The following is a 17,747-nucleotide window of genomic DNA, read 5'->3' on the forward strand; positions in this document are numbered from 1 at the left end:
CGGCTGGTGCTCTGGTCCTCGCGGACCACGACCTTCTTGATCTCCATGTCCACCACTCCTTCCAGGGCTTCCGAACACGACGCGTACGCGACAATTCACGACAGGGCAGCTCACCCTAGGGACAGAAACGTGTGGGGCACAAGGGTGGTGCGAGGCGCTCAGAGACGCGGGTCCACCGGCTCCGACTCCAGCGCCAGCACCCCGAACACCGCCTCGTGCACCCGCCACAGCGGCTCGCCCTCCGCCAGCCGGTCCAGGGCCTCCAGGCCCAGGGCGTACTCACGGATCGCCAGCGACCGCTTGTGGTTCAGGAACCGCTGCCGCAGCCGGTCCAGGTTGTCCGGACGGGTGTACTCGGGACCGTAGATGATCCGCAGGTACTCGCGGCCCCGGCATTTGATGCCCGGCTGGACCAGCCGGCCGTGCTCCTTGTCGCGCACCACCGCGCCGACCGGCTTGACGACCATGCCCTCGCCGCCCCGTCCGGTCATCTCCAGCCACCAGTCGACGCCCGCCCGCACCGACTCCGGGTCCCCGGTGTCGACGAACAGCCGTCGCGTGGTCTGCAGCAGTCCGGTCCCGTCGTGCTCGACGAGCCGGTCGATCAGCGCGAGCTGCTCGTCGTGCGGTACGGCGGCCAGGCTGCGCCCCTGGACGGCCAGGATCTGGAACGGGGCGAGGCGCACGCCGTCCAGTCCGTCCGTGGTCCAGCAGTAGCGCCGGTAGGCGTCGGTGAACGCGGCCGCGTCGGCGGCCCGCCCGCGCTGCCGGGACAGCAGCCCGGTCACGTCCACGCCCCGGGCCGCCGCGCCCTCCAGGGCCGCCAGCGCACCCGGGAACACCGCGCCGGACGCGGCACCCACGGCCGCGTACTGCGAGCGCAGCAGCCCGGACGCCTTCAGCGACCACGGCATCAGCTCGGCGTCCAGCAGGAGCCAGTCGGTGTCGAGTTCGTCCCACAGGCCCGCCTCGCCGACCGCCGACCTGACGCGCCCGAGGATCTCCTCGGTCACGGCCTCGTCGTCGAAGAACGGCCGGCCGGTGCGGGTGTAGAGCGACCCGGTGGGGCCGTCCACCCCGAACCGCTTGCGGGCCACGTCCGCGTCCCGGCACACCAGGGCCACGGCCCGCGAGCCCATGTGCTTCTCCTCGCACACGACCCGCTCGACCCCGTCCCGCGCGTACTGGGCGAAGGCCTCCGCCGGGTGCTCCAGATAGCCGTCCTCGTGCGAGGTGGCCGTCGGTGCCATCGTCGGCGGCAGGTACGGCAGCAGCCGCGGGTCCACCGCGAAGCGGCTCATGACCTCCAGGGCGGCCGCCGCGTTCTCCTCGCGGACCGCGACCCGGCCCGCGTGCCGGGTCTCCACACCCCGGCGGCCGTGCACGTCCGCCAGGTCCAGCGGCCGTCCGTCCTGCCCGCCGGGCGCCTCGACGCTCAGCGGCCTGGTCGGCTCGTACCAGACCCGCTCGGCCGGTACGTCGACCAGTTCCCGCTCCGGCCAGCGCAGCGCGGTCAGCTTGCCGCCGAACACGGCGCCGGTGTCCAGGCAGATGGTGTTGTTGAGCCAGGTGGCCTCGGGCACCGGGGTGTGGCCGTAGACCACGGCGGCCCGGCCCCGGTAGTCCTCGGCCCACGGGTAGCGCACCGGCAGGCCGAACTCGTCGGTCTCACCGGTGGTGTCGCCGTACAGCGCGTGCGAGCGCACCCGCCCGGACGTGCGCCCGTGGTACTTCTCCGGCAGGCCGGCGTGGCAGACGACGAGCCGGCCGCCGTCCAGGACGTAGTGGCTGACCAGCCCGTCGAGGAATTCGCGGACCTGTGCCTTGAACTCCTCGCTCTCACCGTCCATCTGCTCGATGGTCTCGGCGAGCCCGTGGGTGTGCTGGACCTTGCGGCCCTTGAGGTACCGCCCGTACTTGTTCTCGTGGTTGCCGGGCACGCACAGCGCGTTGCCCGACGCCACCATGGACATCACGCGGCGCAGCACGCCCGGGCTGTCCGGGCCGCGGTCGACCAGGTCGCCGACGAAGACGGCGGTACGGCCCTCGGGGTGCACGCCGTCGGCGTAGCCCAGCGTGGCCAGCAGCGACTCCAGTTCGGCGGCGCAGCCGTGGATGTCGCCGATGATGTCGAAGGGCCCGGTGAGGTGGGTCAGGTCGTTGAACCGCTTCTCGGTGACGACGGTGGCGCCGTCGACCTCCTCGGCCCCGCGCAGCACGTGCACCTTGCGGAAGCCCTCGCGCTCCAGGTGCCTGAGAGAGCGCCGGAGTTCGCGGATGTGCCGCTGGATCACCCGGCGCGGCATGTCGGCCCGGTCGGTGCGGTCCGCGTTGCGCTCGGCGCACACCTCCTCGGGCACGTCGAGCACGATGGCGATGGGCAGCACGTCGTACTTCTTGGCGAGCTCGATGAGCTGGCGCCTGCTGTCCTGCTGCACGCTGGTGGCGTCGACGACCGTGCGGCGGCCGGCGGCCAGCCGCTTGCCCGCGATGTAGTGCAGGACGTCGAAGGCGTCCCCGCTCGCGCTCTGGTCGTTCTCGTCGTCGGCGACCAGGCCGCGGCAGAAGTCCGAGGAGATGATCTCGGTGGGCTTGAAGTGCCTGCGGGCGAAGGTGGACTTGCCGGAGCCGGAGGCGCCGACGAGGACGACCAGGGAGAGGTCGGTGACGGGGAGGACCCGTCCCTTCTTCTGCGTCTCGGTCATGCTGCCTTCGCCTCCTTCTCGGTGCGGTTCTTCTCGGTGCGGTTCTTCCCGGGGTCGTTCTTCCCGGGGTCGTTCTTCTCGGTCTCGTCGATGTGGAACACGGCCATCTGGGTGGGCGGGCCGACCTCGGGGTCGTCCGGTCCGACGGGCCGGAACTCCACCTCGTAGCCGTACCGTTCGGCGACGGTCGCCGCCCAGCCGCGGAACTCCTCGCGGGTCCACTCGAAGCGGTGGTCGCCGTGCCGGACGTGTCCGGCGGGCAGGGTCTCCCAGCGGACGTTGTACTCGACGTTCGGGGTGGTCACGAGGACCGTGCGCGGACGGGCGTGGCCGAACACGGTGTACTCCAGGGCGGGCAGCCGGGGCAGGTCGAGGTGCTCGATCACCTCGCTGAGCACGGCCGCGTCGTAGCCCTTGAGCCGCTTGTCGGTGTAGGCGAGCGAGCCCTGGAAGAGCTTCACGCGCGAGGCCTGCCGCTCCCCCATGCGGTCCACCTTCAGGCGGCGCGAGGCGATGGTCAGGGCCCGCACGGAGACGTCGACGCCGACGATCTCGGTGAACCGCACGTCCCTGAGCAGCTCCTGGACCAACTGGCCTTGACCGCAGCCCAGGTCGAGCACCCGGGCGGCGCCGGTCGCCTGGAGGGCGGCGACGATCGCGTCCCGGCGCTGCACGGCGAGCGGCGTCGGCTTCTCCTCCGCCTCGGTCTCCTCCTCGACCGCGTTGTCGATCGCCTCGACCTCGCTGTCGTCGGCCTCGGCCAGGCGCACCAGCTCCAGGCGCTCCATGGCCTGCCGGGTCAGCGACCAGCGGCGGGAGAGATAGCGGCTGGTGATCAGCTTCTGCTCCGGGTGCGTGGGCAGCCAGCCCTCGCCGGCCCGCAGCAGCTTGTCGACCTCGTCGGAGGAGACCCAGTAGTGCTTGGCGTCGTCGAGGACGGGCAGCAGCACGTACAGATGGCGCAGCGCCGCGGCGAGGGTCAGCGCCTGTGCCTCCAGGACGAGGCGGACGTACCGCGAGTCGCCCCACTGCGGGAACTCGGTGTCGAGCGCGACGGGTTCGACGCTCACGGTCCAGCCGAGCGGTTCGAAGAGCTGTCGTACGAGCTCCGGGCCGCCGCGGGCGGGCAGCGCGGGCACCTCGACGCGCAGCGGCAGGGGTGCGGCGGCCCGCTCCGGGCGCGCGTTGCACACGCCGCGCAGGGCGCTGGAGAACACCGCGCTCAGGGCGACCGCGAGCAGCGAGGAGGCCGCGTAGGGGCGGTCGTTGACGTACTGCGCGAGTGCCGCGTCGGGTGCTCCGCCGCGGCCCTTGCCCTTGCCCCGGCGGACCAGCGCGACCGCGTCGACCTCCAGCAGGAGCGCGGCCGTGCAGCGCTCGGCGTTCGCCTCTGGGTAGAAGACGTGCGCGGTGCCGTAGGACGTGGAGAAGGTCTGCGCCTTGTCGGGGTGCTTGTGCAGCAGGAACCCGAGGTCGGTGGCCGGGAGGGCGGCGGTGCCGCTCGTGGAGATCGTCAGGAACACATGCCCGAGTTTCCCTGGTTCACCCCGCCGCGACCAGTGGTTTTCCCTGTCCGGTGGCCGGGTGTGAGATCCGCCATGGTCGTCGGGGACGAGATCTGATGGAGTGCGTGGTCGTCAACTGACCAGTGACGGAACGGGGATTGGCATGACCATCAGCACAGGTGCGCGCGTGGGCAGACGGGCCGCTGTCGCGGCGACGGCCGCCGTCGTCCTGTCCGCGGGGGTACTCGCGGCCGCTCCCGCCCAGGCCGCGCCGACGGCTCCGACGGCGCCCTCGGTGTCGGCGCAGGGCGCGTACGCGATGAACGCGGCCACCGGCCGGACGCTGTTCGGGAAGGGAGCGGACACACAGCTGCGGACCGGCTCCACGACGAAGATCATGACGGCGCTCGTGGTGCTGTCGCAGCGGCACGTGGACCTCAACCGCAAGGTGAAGATCAAGAAGGAGTACACGGACTACGTCATCGACCCGGTCACCGGCAACGCGCGGTACTCCAGCGCCAAGCTGATCCTGGGCGACTCGATGAAGGTGAAGGATCTGCTGTACGGGCTGATGCTGCCGTCCGGCTGCGACGCCGCGTACGCACTGGCGGACACCTACGGCTCGGGGTCGACGACGGCGCAGCGCACGAAGTCGTTCATCGCGAAGATGAACGGCAAGGCGCGCGAGCTGGGGATGACGAACACCCACTTCGACTCGTTCGACGGGGTGTCCAACGGCAGGAACCACGCGTCCGCCCGTGACCTGGCCAGGCTGGCCACGACCGCGCTGAAGAACAAGACGTTCAAGACGGTCGTGGGCACCAAGAAGTACGACGCCATGCAGTCGTACCGGCCCGGTGGCGGCACGCACGCGATGGCCCCCTGGGAGAACAGCAACAAGCTGCTCTGGTCGTACCGGGGTGCGATCGGTGTGAAGACCGGTTCGGGTCCGGAGGCGAAGTTCTGCCTGGTGTTCGCGGCGACCCGCGGCAACAAGACCGTGGTGGGATCCATCCTCGCCGACACGTCGGCGGACGAGCGGTTCAAGGACGCCAAGAAGATCCTCGACCACGGCTTCGCGCAGCGCGGCTGAGGCACCACCACCGGGGCGGGGCGGGCACCTGGGTGTCCCGTCCCGCCCCGGCGGCGTGTCAGAGCATGTTCACCCGGTCCGCCTCGACCTCGGTCCTCCGTCGGCTGCCGCCGCGCCGGGCGAGCGTGGCCCACGAGGCGTTACGGCAGCTGCGACTGGACCTGGGAGGAGATCAGCTCCAGGTGGTCCAGGTCGGAGAGGTCGAGGATCTGCAGGTAGAGGCGCTGCGAGCCGATCGCGGCGTACCGGCCGATCTTGTCGACCACCTCCGCCGGGGAGCCCGCCAGGCCGTTGGCCTTCAGCTCGTCGACCTCGCGGCCGATCGCGGCGGCCCGGCGGGCGACCTCCTGGTCGTCCCGGCCGACGCAGACGACCAGGGCGTTGGAGTACGTCAGGTCGTCGGCCCGGCGGCCCTCCGCCTCGGCCGCGGCACGCACCCGGCCGAACTGCCGCTCGCTGTCCTCGATCGAGGCGAACGGGATGTTGAACTCGTCGGCGTACTGCGCGGCCAGCCGCGGCGTGCGGGTGGCGCCGTGGCCGCCGATCAGCACCGGGATCCTCGCCTGGGCGGGCTTGGGCAGGGCCGGGGAGTCGGTGAGGTCGTAGTACGTGCCGTGGAACTCGAAGGTCTTGCCGACCTCGGTCGCCCACAGGCCGGTGACGATCGCCAGCTGCTCCTCCAGACGGGCGAACTTCTCCTTCGGGAACGGGATCCCGTACGCCGTGTGCTCCTCCTCGAACCAGCCCGCGCCCAGGCCCAGTTCGACCCGGCCGCCGGACATCTGGTCCACCTGGGCCACCTGGATGGCCAGGACACCGGGTAGACGGAACGTTCCGGCGGTCATGAGGGTGCCGAGGCGGATGCGCTTGGTCTCGCGGGCCAGTCCGGCGAGGGTGATCCAGGCGTCGGTGGGGCCGGGCAGGCCGTCCACGTCGCCCATGCGGAGGTAGTGGTCCGAGCGGAAGAAGGCATCGAATCCGAGGTCCTCGGTGGCCTTCGCCACGGTGAGCAAGGTGTCGTAGGTCGCCCCTTGCTGGGGCTCGGTGAAGATTCGAAGGTCCATACATCCATCCTGCACGCCGAGGGGCACTCCAGCCCCATCGGCACCCCCCGTCCCGGGTGTCGGTCAAGGAAGGGGGACGCCGGCCGACCTCAGCCGACGCCGCCCGACGACACCGTGGAGTCGGGGCGCGCTCGGTCACCCCGGCCCCCGCTCCGGTAACGCCTCCTCCCGCGCCGCCAGCTTGCGGAGCATCTCGCGGACCCGGTCGCGGGACTCGTCCGCCGCGTCGATCGCCTCCATGCACTGCCAGTACGTCCCCTCGTCGGCCGCGCCGCTGGCTATGCCGACGAGGGCGATGCCGACCTCGGCGAGCAGGCCGCCCAGGCACAGGAGGGCGTGGCGGGCGTCGTCCAGTTCGGTGAGCTGGGCGGCGAGCAGGTCCCTCTGGTCGAGTTCCGGGGTGTCCAGGACGCCACAGCCCCGGCCCGCCAGCTCGGTCAGACCCAGCGCCTCGCCGCGCAGCTCCGGCGGGCCGGAGACGGCCAGGCGGCTGCCGATCGCTTGCGCCAGGGCCTGAGCCTGCCACACCTCCGTCAGGGTCTGAGGCACGTCGCCGCTGCCCGCCAAGGCGCGCCTGCTGGTCACGATGAGCCGCACCGCATCCATGGGCCGTCCCCGTCCGTCCGACGTGCTCATCACACGTCCTCCGCCCGAACTCCCTTGTTCATTACCCAGAGTGAGGGTCCGTGAGACAGAAAGCCAGTGGAAGACGGAAATCTGCGGACAACAATTCGGATTCGGGCGGGAATTTGACTGCGGAGCGTAATTCCGGAATGTGGCATTCCCTACGTTTTCCGGACACGCCCCCTCCCCGTGCTCTCCTCGGCCTCCGCTCCCCGCTCCTACTCCTCGCCCTTCTCCGGCACCGGGAACCGCCGTTCGTTGCGGTCGATCTTGGCGTCGAGGGCGGCGAGCGGGTCGATGCCGAGCACCTCGCACAGCTGGAGCAGATAGGCGAGGACGTCGGCGACCTCGTCCGTCACGCGGCGCGCGCCGTCGGGGTCGTCCATGACGCGGGCCGACTCCTCCGGCGTCAGCCACTGGAAGATCTCGACCAGTTCGGAGGCCTCCACGCTGAGGGCGGCCACGAGGTTCTTTGGGGTGTGGAAGCGCTGCCAGTCGCGCGCGGCCGCGAACTCGGCCAGGCGGCGCTGGAGTTTCGCCACGTCCAGGTGTTCCGTCACGGGTCCAGGTGTACCACCGTGACACCGGCGGCCCCGGCGGCCCCGGCGGCCCACGAGGCGTCGCTCACCGCCGCGACGAGGCGGATGTGGCCGAGCCCGCACATCCGCCCGGCGAGGCCCAGGAGTTCGGTCCGCTGCCGTCCGTCCAGGGCCCGGTCCAGGCCGTCGGTGAGGACGGTGAGCGTGCGCAGGGCGGCAGGCACCTCGTGGGGCGTGTCGACCTCCAGGACGCCGGGGCCGGTGAGCAGCACCAGGGCCAGCGCGAGGTACCTCAGCTCGCCGTCGCCGAGCCGGCCGAGCCCGGTCCGGATGCCGTCGCCCCGGTCGAGCACCGCCCGCACGGTGCCGTCGCCGAGGGGTTCGGGGACCAGGTCGGCGACGGGGCCGGCGCATCCGGCGCGCACCGCCGTGACGAGCTGCGCGTGTCGGCGTCCGCATTCCGCGCGGGTGCGCCACAGGACGTCGGCGAGGTTGTCGCAGCCGGACATGAGCCGGCCGGAGCCCAAGGGGACGGGCTCGCGCATGCCTTCGGGGCGCGGCGCGCAGGCGAAGACGGAACGCAGGGCGACCAGCGTCTGTTCGGCGGCGGCGAGCACCCGGCGCTGCCCGTCCGTCTTGCCGGCCACGCGCAGCGGGAGCAGCGCGGTGCCGAGCCGGTCGTCCGGGAGCGGGGCGCGTGTCACCGGCGAGGATCCGGCCGTGTGCCAGGCGGCCTGTACGGCGCGCCGCCCCGGGTCGCGCAGGGCGGTCTCCAGGAGGACGACCCCGCCCGCGGTCAGCCGCTCCCCCACGATGCGCAGTTCGGGTTCGGCCTGCACGGCGACGTCGAGCCGGACCGGGCCCTCGGGACCGTCCGTCGTGCAGCCGATCCGAAATCCGCGCCGCCGCTGGGCGTCGGGCCGTGCCCGTTCCGGCACGCAGGCCGCGGGGTCCGGGAACACCTCGGCGAGGGCCGCGCCCGAACCGAGCCGGGCGAGCGCCTCGTACGCCCGCAAGGCACTGGACTTCCCGGACCCGCTGGGCCCGGTGAGCAGCGTCAGCGGCCCCAGCGGGACCCGGACCCCGCGCAGGCCCGCGAACGCGGCCGGCCGCAGCTCGACGACGCGCGCCCGCGCCACGGCGTCCCGGCCGGGCGGGACGGCTTCGGGCGCGCCGGACTCGGGCGCCCGATCAGGCGGGACGGACACGGAAGACGTAACGGAAGACGTAAGCGGCACGGCCATGTCCGGACCGTAGGGCTCCGCCGGAAGGCGAACCGTTCCGCCCTCGCGACCTTCCTACGAACGGGGGACCGGGCTCGGGGCTCAGGTGCCCGACAGGCCCGCGCCCTCCATCAGGCCGCTGACCTCGGTACCGGGCGGGGTCAGGAGGAACACGTTGCGGTCGACGCGGTGCATGCCGCTCGCCAGGCCGAAGACCACGCCGGTGCTGAAGTCGAGGACGCGTTTGGCGACATCGGTCTCGGCGCCGGTGAGGTCGAGCAGGACGGGGATGCCCGCCATGAGCGTCTCGGCCACCTCGCGGGCGTCGGCGAACACATTGACCCGCAGGACGACGAAGCGGCGGCGGGTCTCGGTCACCGCTTCGGGCAGGGAGCGGTGGTTCACCGCGGACGGCCAGGCGTCCCGGCCCCGTAGCGGCACGACCTGGGCGAGCCCCTCCCACTGTTCATCGGTGGCGTCGTAACGGTTCACCGGCTCCCCCCGAACTGACTCGCACTCCATGCCTGCACCAGCCAATTCTTACGCCAAGTCACCCGTTCGGCCCAACAGCGACACGAAGCGCGACAGGATCGGCGGTGCTTTCCCCGGCCTCATCGTGTGACACATGCATGGAAAAGCCTCTTCTTACCCGCCTCACACCGGACTCTTCACCTGTGTCGACGCCCCGCTCACCGGCCGCGTTTACCGTCCGTGTCGTGCACTTGGCAGAAACTCAGCTGGTGACACCCGGCCGGCGGACACAGTCGGCGGTGTCCGCCGCCCCGGGCGCCCCCGCGCAGTGGCACCGCGTGCTGACGCTCCTCGCCGACGTGAGCCTGTTCATCGGGACCCGCGCGGTGTGGACGCAGGCGGCCGGCCACCGGTTCGTCGTGGCCGCCGTCATCTCCGTCTGTTACGCCGCGATCCTCGTGTCCGGCGTGCTGGCCCTGACCGTCCGCCGGGCCCTGTCCCTGGCCCGGGTCGACGTGGTGGTGCTGGTCACGGCGGTGACGCTCACCCTGTGCGCCTGGGCCATGAACCACGGCGGCGGCGACGAGTCGGCCCTCACCACCCAGGCCGCCCGGGAGCTGGTCGCCGGGCACACCGTCTACGGGCAGCCCTGGCCCTGGCTCTTCTCCGGCAAGGGCATCGCGCTCACGCCGACGATAGACGGCGGCTACGACTTCACCTACGGATATCCACCGCTGGCCCCGCTGCTCACCGCCCCGCTGCTGTGGCTGAGCCACGGCGGCACTCCGGCGACGGCGCTGAGCACCGGCGCGCTGATCGTCGGCGCGATCGTGCTGTGGCGGATGCTGCCGGTGCCGTGGCGCTCGGCGGCGACGATGGCGTGCCTGGGCTTCGGGTTCCTGCCGTCGTACGCCCGGCTCGGCTACCCGGCGATCCTCGGCCTGGCCCTGCTGATCCCGGTGGTGGTGCGCTGGCCGCGGATCGGGCGCGGCGGGCGGCTCGGTGCCGCCGGGATCGCGCGGGCCGCGTGTCTCGGTGCGGCGTGCGCGGCGCAGCAACTTCCCTGGTTCGTCGCGCCGTTCCTGCTGGCCGGGATCTACGCGGTGCGGCGCGGGGAGCTGGGCGGCCGGGCGGCCGCGGGGGTGATCCTGCGGATCGCCGGGGTCGCCGCCACCGTGTGGCTGCTGATCAACACGTACTTCATCGTGCACGAGCCCGGCAGCTGGCTGCAGGGGATCGCGCTGCCGCTGACCCAGGGGGCGGTGCTGCACGGCCAGGGTCTGGTGGACATCTCGCTGTACTTCACGAACGGCAGCGACCGTCTCGACTGGTACGGGCACGCGAGCATGCTGCTGGCGGCCGCCCTGCTGGCGCTGTTCGTGCTGTTCGTACGGCGGCTGGGCCCGGCGGCGACCGTGCTGCCCTGGTGCGCCTTCTACCTGGCGACGCGTTCCCAGGACGGCTACTACCTGATGATGACCCCGTTGTGGCTGGCGACGGCGGTCACCGCGCCCCTGTCGGAGTTCGAGCGGGCCTGGCAGCCGCGGCCGCGACCGCCGGCCGGTCCGGGGCGGCGTCCGGCCCTGGTCGCCGCGGTGGCGCTGCTGCTCGTCCCGGCGCTGACGAGCGCGGCGCTCGCGGTGACCGGGACCCCGCCGCTGCGGATGGAGGTCACCGCGGTGCGCCGGGCCTCGGCGAGCGCGGTCCGGGCGCTGACCGTGCGGGTGACCAACACGGCGGGCACCGCCCTGACCCCGCACTTCATGCTCACCACGGGCCAGGGGATGACCAGGTACTGGTCCCTCGGGCACGGCCCGGCCACGATTCCCGCCCACACCACGACGAGCCTCGAACTCCGGGCGCCCAAGGGGAGGTTCCCCCTCCCCCGGCCGGGCGTGCGGATCCGGCTGCGCGCCTTCACCGACGGCCCGCAGACGCTGTCGAGCCAGGACATCCGGCTGACGGGAGCGGCCGGTACCACCGGCTGACGAGGACCGCCCGTACCGGCCGCCGGGGCGGCCGGTACGGGCCACGGCCAGGGCCGGTCCGCCCGGGTGCGCCCGGGTCAGGCCTGGGCGCGGGTGAACCGCAGGGCGGCGGTGACCGTCGTCAGGCCCCGGATCATCCCCAGCTGGTTCCAGCCCATGCCGAACTCCGCGCGGTCCACGGTGAACTCCGCCTCCAGCGTGAGCGCCTCGGCGTCCGCCGACGTCACGCGCGCGGTGAGGGTGTGCGGCCGGCTGATGCCCCGGACCGTCAGCTGTCCGTCGACCTGGGCCGTGTCGCCGCCGCGGAGTTCGGCGCCGCGGACGGCGAAGGTGATCTCCGGGTGGTTGTCGGCGTCGAAGAAGTCGGCCGAGCGCAGGTGGGTGTCGCGCTTGGCGTTCTTGGTGTCGAGCGAGGCGACGTCCAGAGTCACGGTGCCGGTGGCCGTGCCGTCGGCCGCGACCTCGCCGCGGCCGCCGACGGCGGCGAGGGTGCCCTTCACGTTGACCAGGCCCCACATCGTCCTGTGCCGCAGCGCCACGGCGGAGGCGGTCGGGTCGAGCTGCCAGATACCCGTTTCCACGGCGACGGTCATGGTCGTACTCCCGGATTCAGTGGTTCAAATTTGGATGACCTCACGCTAGCTCATCATCCAAATTTGAACAACAGGTAGACTCGAAACCATGGCCGCCCCCGACGAGCACCCTGCCGACCAGCCGGAATGCCCCTCCTTGACGGGCAGCGGGCTGCTCCCCGACGAACTGCGCGCCTGGATGCTCCTGCTGGCCGCGACCGGCGCGGTGGAGCAGCGCCTGCGGTCCGCGGTGAAGGAGAACCTCGACGTCTCCCACGACGAGTTCCTCATCCTGTGCCTGCTGGCCGAGCACCCGCGGGACGGCCTGCGCATGACCCGGATCGCCGACCTCCTGGGCCGCCCGAAGACCCGGCTCACCTACCAGATCGCCTGCCTCCAGCACGCCGGCCTGGTCACCCGCCAGACGGTCTGCGGCGACAAGCGGGGCGTGCAGGTCACCCTCACCGACAAGGCCCGGCGACGCCTGGAGGAGACCTCGGGGCTGCTCGCCGCGGCGGTCAAGGAGGCACTCGCCGAGTTCGTCGGACCGGAGCAGCGCGACGCGGTGAGCGGACTGCTGCCGGGGCTCGCCGACGGGACCTGCCCCGAGGCCTGCTGACGGTACGAAACGGGTCGTACGGAACCTGGGAGGCACAGGTCACAGCCGCGGAGAGGGAAACGTCACAGCCCCCGCGCTGCTGCCGCTAAAGCGGCCTGGCCTAGCATCCGACCATGACGGTCCTGCCTGACGACGGGCTCTCACTGGCCGCCGAGTTCCCTGACGCGACACACGAGCAGTGGCACACCCTCGTCGAGGGCGTGCTGCGCAAGTCGGGCAAGGAAGTCTCGGGCGCGGCAGCTGAGGACGCCCTGTCCACGACGCTTGAGGACGGGCTGCGCACCCGGCCCCTGTACACCGAGCGCGACGCCGCGCCCGACCCCGGACTGCCCGGCTTCGCCCCCTTCGTGCGCGGCGGCCGCCCCGAGGGCAACACCGTGGGCGGCTGGGACGTGCGGCAGCGGCACACGGCCCTCGCCGACGGCGCGGTCCTCACCGACCTGGAGAACGGCGTCACCTCGCTGTGGCTCGCGGTCGGCGAGGGCGGCATCCGGGTCGAGTCGCTCGCCCGGGCCCTGGACGGCGTGTACCTCGACCTGGCGCCGGTCGTCCTGGACGCGGGCCGCGACGTCGAGGCGGCGGCGCGGGCACTGTTCGGGCTGTACGAGGAGAAGGGCATCGACCCCAAGGCGGTGCGCGGCAGCCTCGGCGCCGACCCGCTGGGGTACGAGGCCCGCACCGGGACCGCCCAGGACTTCGCGCCGGTGACCGCGCTCGCGCGGCGGTGCGGGGAGGAGTACCCAGGGCTGCGCGCCCTGACCGTGGACGCGCTGCCGTACCACGAGGCCGGCGGCTCGGCCGCGCAGGAGCTGGGCCTGTCCGTGGCGACCGGCGTGGCCTACCTGCGTGAGCTGACCGAAGCCGGGCTCACCGTCGAACAGGCCTGCGGACAGCTGGAGTTCCGCTACGCGGCCACCGCCGACCAGTTCCTGACCATCGCCAAGCTGCGCGCGGCGCGCCGGCTGTGGGCGCGGGTCGCCGAGGTGTGCGGGGCGCCCGGCGCGGGCGCGCAGGTGCAGCACGCCGTCACCTCGCCGGTGATGATGACCCGCCGCGACCCGTGGGTGAACATGCTGCGCACGACGGTGGCCACGCTGGCCGCCGGGGTCGGCGGCGCCGACGCCGTCACCGTGCTGCCGTTCGACCACGCGCTGGGCCTGCCGGACGCGTTCGCCCGCCGCATCGCCCGCAACACGTCGACGATCCTCGTCGAGGAGTCCCACCTGGCCCGGGTCATCGACCCGGCGGGCGGCTCCTGGTACGTCGAGAAGCTCACCGACGAACTCGCCGGCGCCGCCTGGGAGTACTTCCGCCACGTCGAGCGCGACGGGGGCCCGGCGGCCGCCCTGCGCTCCGGCCGGGTCCGCGACGACCTGGCGAAGACCTGGCAGGCGCGCACGACGAAGCTCGCCAAGCGGCGCGAACCCATCACCGGTGTCAGCGAGTTCCCGTTCCTCGCCGAGAAGCCCGTGGAGCGCGAGCCCGCGCCCGCGGCGCCGTCCGGCGGGCTGCCGCGGGTGCGCCGCGACGAGGCGTACGAGGCGCTGCGCGCCCGCTCCGACGCCCACCTCGCGGCCACCGGCTCCCGACCCCGCGTCTTCCTCGCCACGATCGGTTCGGCCGCCGCGTACACCGCGCGTTCGACGTTCACCGCCAACCTCTTCCAGGCGGGCGGCATCGAGCCCGTCACCGAGGGCGGTTTCGAGGACAGCGGCGCCACCGAGGCCGTGCTGTGCTCCAGCGACGCGCTGTACGAGGAGCAGGCCGAGCAGCTCGCCGCGTCCCTGAAGGCGTCGGGCGCCGGGCACGTGGCCCTCGCGGGCCGCCCCGCTGAATCCTCGGGGTATGCCGGCGTCGACTCGTACGTGTTCGCGGGCTGCGACGCCGTGGCCGTGCTGTCCGCCACCCTCGACCGCATGGGAGTGTCCTGATGGGAATCCCCGACTTCTCCGGCATCGAGCTGGAGACCGCCGAGGGAACCGCCGCCGACGGCGGTGCCGAGGAATGGCGTTCGGCGCTCAAGCGGGCGACCGGCGCCGAGGAGGCGCTCTGGGAGACGCCGGAGGGCATCGGCGTCAAGCCTCTCTACACCGGCCGTGACCTGGAGGGCCTGGACTTCCTGGGCACCTACCCGGGCATGGCGCCGTATCTGCGCGGCCCGTACCCGACGATGTACGTCAACCAGCCCTGGACCATCCGCCAGTACGCGGGCTTCTCCACCGCCGAGGAGTCCAACGCGTTCTACCGGCGCAACCTGGCGGCCGGCCAGAAGGGCCTGTCGGTCGCCTTCGACCTGCCCACGCACCGCGGCTACGACAGCGACCACCCGCGCGTGACGGGTGACGTCGGCATGGCGGGCGTGGCGATCGACTCGATCTACGACATGCGGCAGCTGTTCGACGGGATTCCGCTCGACAGGATGACCGTGTCGATGACGATGAACGGCGCCGTGCTGCCGGTGCTGGCGCTCTACATCGTGGCGGCGGAGGAACAGGGCGTACCGCCCGAGAAGCTGGCCGGAACCATTCAGAACGACATTCTGAAGGAGTTCATGGTCCGCAACACCTACATCTATCCGCCGAAGCCGTCGATGCGGATCATCTCCGACATCTTCGCCTACACCTCGCAGCGGATGCCGCGGTACAACTCCATCTCCATCTCCGGCTACCACATCCAGGAGGCCGGGGCCACGGCCGACCTGGAGCTGGCGTACACGCTCGCGGACGGCGTGGAGTACATCCGGGCGGGCCGCGAGGCGGGCCTGGACGTGGACGCGTTCGCGCCCCGGCTGTCGTTCTTCTGGGCCATCGGCATGAACTTCTTCATGGAGGTCGCCAAGCTGCGGGCCGCGCGCCTGCTGTGGGCCAAGCTGGTCTCGCAGTTCGACCCGAAGAACACCAAGTCGCTGTCCCTGCGCACGCATTCGCAGACCTCCGGCTGGTCGCTGACCGCGCAGGACGTGTTCAACAACGTCACGCGCACCTGCGTCGAGGCGATGGCGGCGACCCAGGGCCACACCCAGTCGCTGCACACCAACGCCCTCGACGAGGCGCTCGCGCTGCCCACCGACTTCTCGGCGCGCATCGCCCGCAACACCCAGCTGCTCATCCAGCAGGAGTCGGGCACCACCCGGGTCATCGACCCGTGGGGCGGCAGCGCCTACGTCGAGAAGCTGACGTACGACCTCGCCCGCAAGGCTTGGGCGCACATCCAGGAGGTCGAGCAGGCGGGCGGCATGGCGCAGGCCATCGACGCCGGCATCCCGAAGCTGCGCGTGGAGGAGGCTGCGGCCCGCACGCAGGCCCGTATCGACTCCGGTCGCCAGCCGGTGATCGGCGTCAACAAGTACCGGGTGGAGAACGACGAGGCGATCGAGGTCCTCAAGGTCGACAACTCCTCCGTGCGCGCCCAGCAGATCGAGAAGCTGCGGCGGCTGCGTGCCGAGCGGGACGAGACCGAGTGCCGGGATGCCCTCGACGCGCTGACCCGGGCCGCTGACGGCGAGGGCAACCTGCTGGAGCTGGCCGTGCGCGCGGCCCGCGCCAAGGCCACCGTCGGCGAGATCTCCGACGCCCTGGAGAAGGTGTACGGCCGCCACCAGAGCCAGATTCGTACGATCTCCGGCGTGTACCGCAACGAAACTGGGGAGTCCCCGTCCGTGGACCGCACCCGTGCCCTGGTGGACGCCTTCGGCGAGGCCGAGGGGCGCCGGCCGCGCATCCTGGTCGCCAAGATGGGCCAGGACGGCCACGACCGCGGCCAGAAGGTGATCGCCACCGGCTTCGCCGACCTCGGCTTCGACGTGGACGTCGGCCCGCTGTTCCAAACCCCGGAGGAGGTCGCCCGGCAGGCCGTCGAGGCGGACGTCCACGTGGTCGGCGTGTCCTCGCTGGCCGCCGGTCACCTCACCCTCGTCCCGGCGCTGCGCGAGGCGCTCGCCGAGGAGGGCCGTCAGGACATCATGATCGTGGTCGGCGGGGTGATCCCGCCGCAGGACGTGCCGACCCTGCTGGAGATGGGCGCCACGGCCGTGTTCCCGCCCGGGACGGTGATCCCGGACGCGGCGTACGACCTGGTGAAGCGGCTGTCGGCCGATCTCGGCCACGACCTGTAGCGGCCCCGTGGCAGCGATCGATCTCGACACGTATGTGAAGGGTGTGCTCGACGGGAAGCGGGCCCTGGTGGCCCGTGCCATCACGCTCGTCGAGTCCACCCGTCCGCAGCACCGGGCGCTGGCGCAGGAGTTGCTCACCGCGCTGCTCCCGCACAGCGGCCGGGCACGGCGGATCGGCATCAGCGGGGTGCCGGGCGTGGGCAAGTCGACGTTCATCGACGCGTTCGGCACGCTGCTGACCTCGCTGGGGTACCGGGTCGCGGTGCTCGCCGTGGACCCGTCCTCCACCCGCACCGGCGGCTCCATCCTGGGCGACAAGACCCGGATGGAGCGCCTCGCGGTGGACCCGAACGCCTTCGTGCGGCCCTCCCCCAGCGCGGGCACGCTGGGCGGGGTCGCCAAGGCCACCCGCGAGTCCATGGTGGTCATGGAGGCGGCGGGCTACGACGTGATCCTCGTCGAGACCGTCGGCGTGGGCCAGTCGGAGACCGCGGTCGCCAACATGGTCGACACCTTCCTGCTGTTGACCCTGGCCCGTACCGGCGACCAGTTGCAGGGCATCAAGAAGGGCGTCCTGGAGCTGGCCGACGTGATCGCCGTGAACAAGGCGGACGGCCCGCACGAGCGCGACGCGCGGGCGGCGGCACGGGAGTTGGCGGGTGCGCTGCGGCTGATGCACGGCAAGGACGCCTTCTGGGCGCCGCCGGTGCTCAGTTGCAGCGCCCGTGAGTCGACCGGCCTGGACACCCTGTGGGAGCGGCTGGAGCAACACCGCACCCTGCTCGACTCCACCGGGCGGCTCACCGCCAAGCGGCGGGACCAGCAGGTCGACTGGACCTGGGCGATGGTCCGCGACGAACTGCTCGGCCGGCTGCACGCCGACCCCGCGGTGCGCGAGGCCGCCCCCGGACTGGAACAGCGGGTCAGGGAAGGCTCGTTGACGGCGACGCTGGCCGCCGAGCGGATCCTGGAGGCGTTCCGGGACACCGGCGGCTGACCTCGGGGACGACCGAACCACGCGAGGGCCCCCGGACGGATCCGGGGGCCCTCGCGTGGTTCGTACCTCAGTCGATGCCGCGCACGATGTGGGACTCGGCGGGGTCCTCGTCCACCCCGGCCAGGTACAGCACGGGGGCTTGGGCTTCTTCCTGGTGGTCGGGGTGCATGGTTCGCTCCTCGGGGTGACTGGACGTCAGTAGCGGTAGTGCTCCGGCTTGTACGGGCCGTCGG

The 17,747-nt window shown here is 72.2% G+C and carries 14 protein-coding genes; 6 read left to right on the forward strand and 8 right to left on the reverse strand.

Going from position 1 to position 17,747, the window contains the following annotated elements; translation table 11 throughout:
• Nucleotides 1–158: 158 nt before the first annotated feature.
• Both IPZ69_RS35115 and IPZ69_RS35120 read right to left on the reverse strand, forming a co-directional pair.
• Nucleotides 159–2,705, reverse strand: coding sequence for a polynucleotide kinase-phosphatase (locus IPZ69_RS35115; protein ID WP_235458739.1), 2,547 nt, complete (start codon nt 2,703–2,705; stop codon nt 159–161).
• Entirely contained in the window at nt 2,702–4,228 is a 1,527-nt protein-coding gene (locus IPZ69_RS35120; protein ID WP_235458740.1) for a 3' terminal RNA ribose 2'-O-methyltransferase Hen1, read from the reverse strand. Before IPZ69_RS35120 ends, IPZ69_RS35115 begins: the two co-directional genes overlap by 4 nt.
• 145 nt (nt 4,229–4,373) lie before the next feature.
• On the opposite strand from IPZ69_RS35120, the gene IPZ69_RS35125 reads away from it, so the two are divergent.
• On the forward strand, nt 4,374–5,303 hold the full coding sequence (locus IPZ69_RS35125; RefSeq protein ID WP_235458741.1) for a D-alanyl-D-alanine carboxypeptidase family protein: 930 nt from the start codon (nt 4,374–4,376) through the stop codon (nt 5,301–5,303).
• Nucleotides 5,304–5,443: 140 nt separating this feature from the next.
• On the opposite strand, the gene IPZ69_RS35130 is transcribed toward IPZ69_RS35125, so the two are convergent.
• The 5 genes from IPZ69_RS35130 to IPZ69_RS35150 form a co-directional block, all read right to left on the reverse strand.
• Nucleotides 5,444–6,367 carry an LLM class F420-dependent oxidoreductase gene (locus IPZ69_RS35130; RefSeq protein ID WP_235458742.1) on the reverse strand — a complete coding sequence of 308 codons (924 nt, stop codon included), beginning with the start codon at nt 6,365–6,367 and terminating at the stop codon, nt 5,444–5,446.
• A gap of 135 nt (nt 6,368–6,502) precedes the next feature.
• Entirely contained in the window at nt 6,503–6,973 is a 471-nt protein-coding gene (locus tag IPZ69_RS35135) for a DUF6099 family protein (RefSeq protein WP_235458752.1), read from the reverse strand.
• 236 nt (nt 6,974–7,209) lie between these two features.
• The gene (locus tag IPZ69_RS35140) at nt 7,210–7,551 is read right to left on the reverse strand and encodes a nucleotide pyrophosphohydrolase (RefSeq protein ID WP_235458743.1); all 342 of its coding nucleotides are present in this window, start codon (nt 7,549–7,551) and stop codon (nt 7,210–7,212) included.
• Complete coding sequence (locus IPZ69_RS35145; RefSeq protein WP_235458744.1) at nt 7,548–8,774, reverse strand: AAA family ATPase; 1,227 nt, start codon at nt 8,772–8,774, stop codon at nt 7,548–7,550. The genes IPZ69_RS35140 and IPZ69_RS35145 overlap by 4 nt, the downstream gene beginning before the upstream one ends.
• An 81-nt stretch (nt 8,775–8,855) precedes the next feature.
• Nucleotides 8,856–9,275 carry a cell division protein SepF gene (locus IPZ69_RS35150; RefSeq protein ID WP_235458745.1) on the reverse strand — a complete coding sequence of 140 codons (420 nt, stop codon included), beginning with the start codon at nt 9,273–9,275 and terminating at the stop codon, nt 8,856–8,858.
• A gap of 194 nt (nt 9,276–9,469) precedes the next feature.
• On the opposite strand from IPZ69_RS35150, the gene IPZ69_RS35155 reads away from it, so the two are divergent.
• On the forward strand, nt 9,470–11,212 hold the full coding sequence (locus IPZ69_RS35155; RefSeq protein ID WP_374294929.1) for a hypothetical protein: 1,743 nt from the start codon (nt 9,470–9,472) through the stop codon (nt 11,210–11,212).
• Between the two features lie 77 nt (nt 11,213–11,289).
• Here IPZ69_RS35155 and IPZ69_RS35160 read toward each other — a convergent pair whose 3' ends face one another.
• A complete protein-coding gene (locus tag IPZ69_RS35160) occupies nt 11,290–11,805 on the reverse strand; it encodes a YceI family protein (protein WP_235458746.1) in 516 nt (171 codons plus the stop codon).
• A gap of 88 nt (nt 11,806–11,893) precedes the next feature.
• Here IPZ69_RS35160 and IPZ69_RS35165 point away from each other — a divergent pair, with 88 nt between their 5' ends.
• From IPZ69_RS35165 to meaB, 4 genes are all read left to right on the forward strand, one after another.
• Nucleotides 11,894–12,403, forward strand: coding sequence for a MarR family winged helix-turn-helix transcriptional regulator (locus IPZ69_RS35165; RefSeq protein ID WP_235458747.1), 510 nt, complete (start codon nt 11,894–11,896; stop codon nt 12,401–12,403).
• A gap of 113 nt (nt 12,404–12,516) precedes the next feature.
• Nucleotides 12,517–14,334: a methylmalonyl-CoA mutase subunit beta gene (locus IPZ69_RS35170; protein WP_235458748.1), complete on the forward strand. Its 1,818-nt coding sequence runs from the start codon at nt 12,517–12,519 to the stop codon at nt 14,332–14,334.
• Nucleotides 14,334–16,517, forward strand: a complete 2,184-nt coding sequence (gene scpA, locus IPZ69_RS35175; protein ID WP_235458749.1) for a methylmalonyl-CoA mutase — start codon at nt 14,334–14,336, stop codon at nt 16,515–16,517. The genes IPZ69_RS35170 and scpA overlap by 1 nt, the downstream gene beginning before the upstream one ends.
• A gap of 7 nt (nt 16,518–16,524) precedes the next feature.
• Nucleotides 16,525–17,514, forward strand: coding sequence for a methylmalonyl Co-A mutase-associated GTPase MeaB (gene meaB / locus IPZ69_RS35180; RefSeq protein ID WP_235458750.1), 990 nt, complete (start codon nt 16,525–16,527; stop codon nt 17,512–17,514).
• Nucleotides 17,515–17,747 lie beyond the last annotated feature (233 nt).

Source organism: Streptomyces olivochromogenes, from assembly GCF_021538895.1.
GTDB lineage: Bacteria > Actinomycetota > Actinomycetes > Streptomycetales > Streptomycetaceae > Streptomyces > Streptomyces olivochromogenes_A.

What these genes read in the sequence shown, in the direction of transcription:
- IPZ69_RS35115 (WP_235458739.1), bottom strand. Translation starts at nt 2,705, where the DNA reads ATGACCGAGACGCAGAAGAAGGGACGGGTCCTCCCCGTCACCGACCTC.
- IPZ69_RS35125 (WP_235458741.1), top strand. Translation starts at nt 4,374, where the DNA reads ATGACCATCAGCACAGGTGCGCGCGTGGGCAGACGGGCCGCTGTCGCG.
- IPZ69_RS35130 (WP_235458742.1), bottom strand. Translation starts at nt 6,367, where the DNA reads ATGGACCTTCGAATCTTCACCGAGCCCCAGCAAGGGGCGACCTACGAC.
- IPZ69_RS35135 (WP_235458752.1), bottom strand. Translation starts at nt 6,973, where the DNA reads ATGGATGCGGTGCGGCTCATCGTGACCAGCAGGCGCGCCTTGGCGGGC.
- IPZ69_RS35145 (WP_235458744.1), bottom strand. Translation starts at nt 8,774, where the DNA reads ATGGCCGTGCCGCTTACGTCTTCCGTTACGTCTTCCGTGTCCGTCCCG.
- IPZ69_RS35150 (WP_235458745.1), bottom strand. Translation starts at nt 9,275, where the DNA reads ATGGAGTGCGAGTCAGTTCGGGGGGAGCCGGTGAACCGTTACGACGCC.
- IPZ69_RS35160 (WP_235458746.1), bottom strand. Translation starts at nt 11,805, where the DNA reads ATGACCGTCGCCGTGGAAACGGGTATCTGGCAGCTCGACCCGACCGCC.
- IPZ69_RS35165 (WP_235458747.1), top strand. Translation starts at nt 11,894, where the DNA reads ATGGCCGCCCCCGACGAGCACCCTGCCGACCAGCCGGAATGCCCCTCC.
- IPZ69_RS35170 (WP_235458748.1), top strand. Translation starts at nt 12,517, where the DNA reads ATGACGGTCCTGCCTGACGACGGGCTCTCACTGGCCGCCGAGTTCCCT.
- scpA (WP_235458749.1), top strand. Translation starts at nt 14,334, where the DNA reads ATGGGAATCCCCGACTTCTCCGGCATCGAGCTGGAGACCGCCGAGGGA.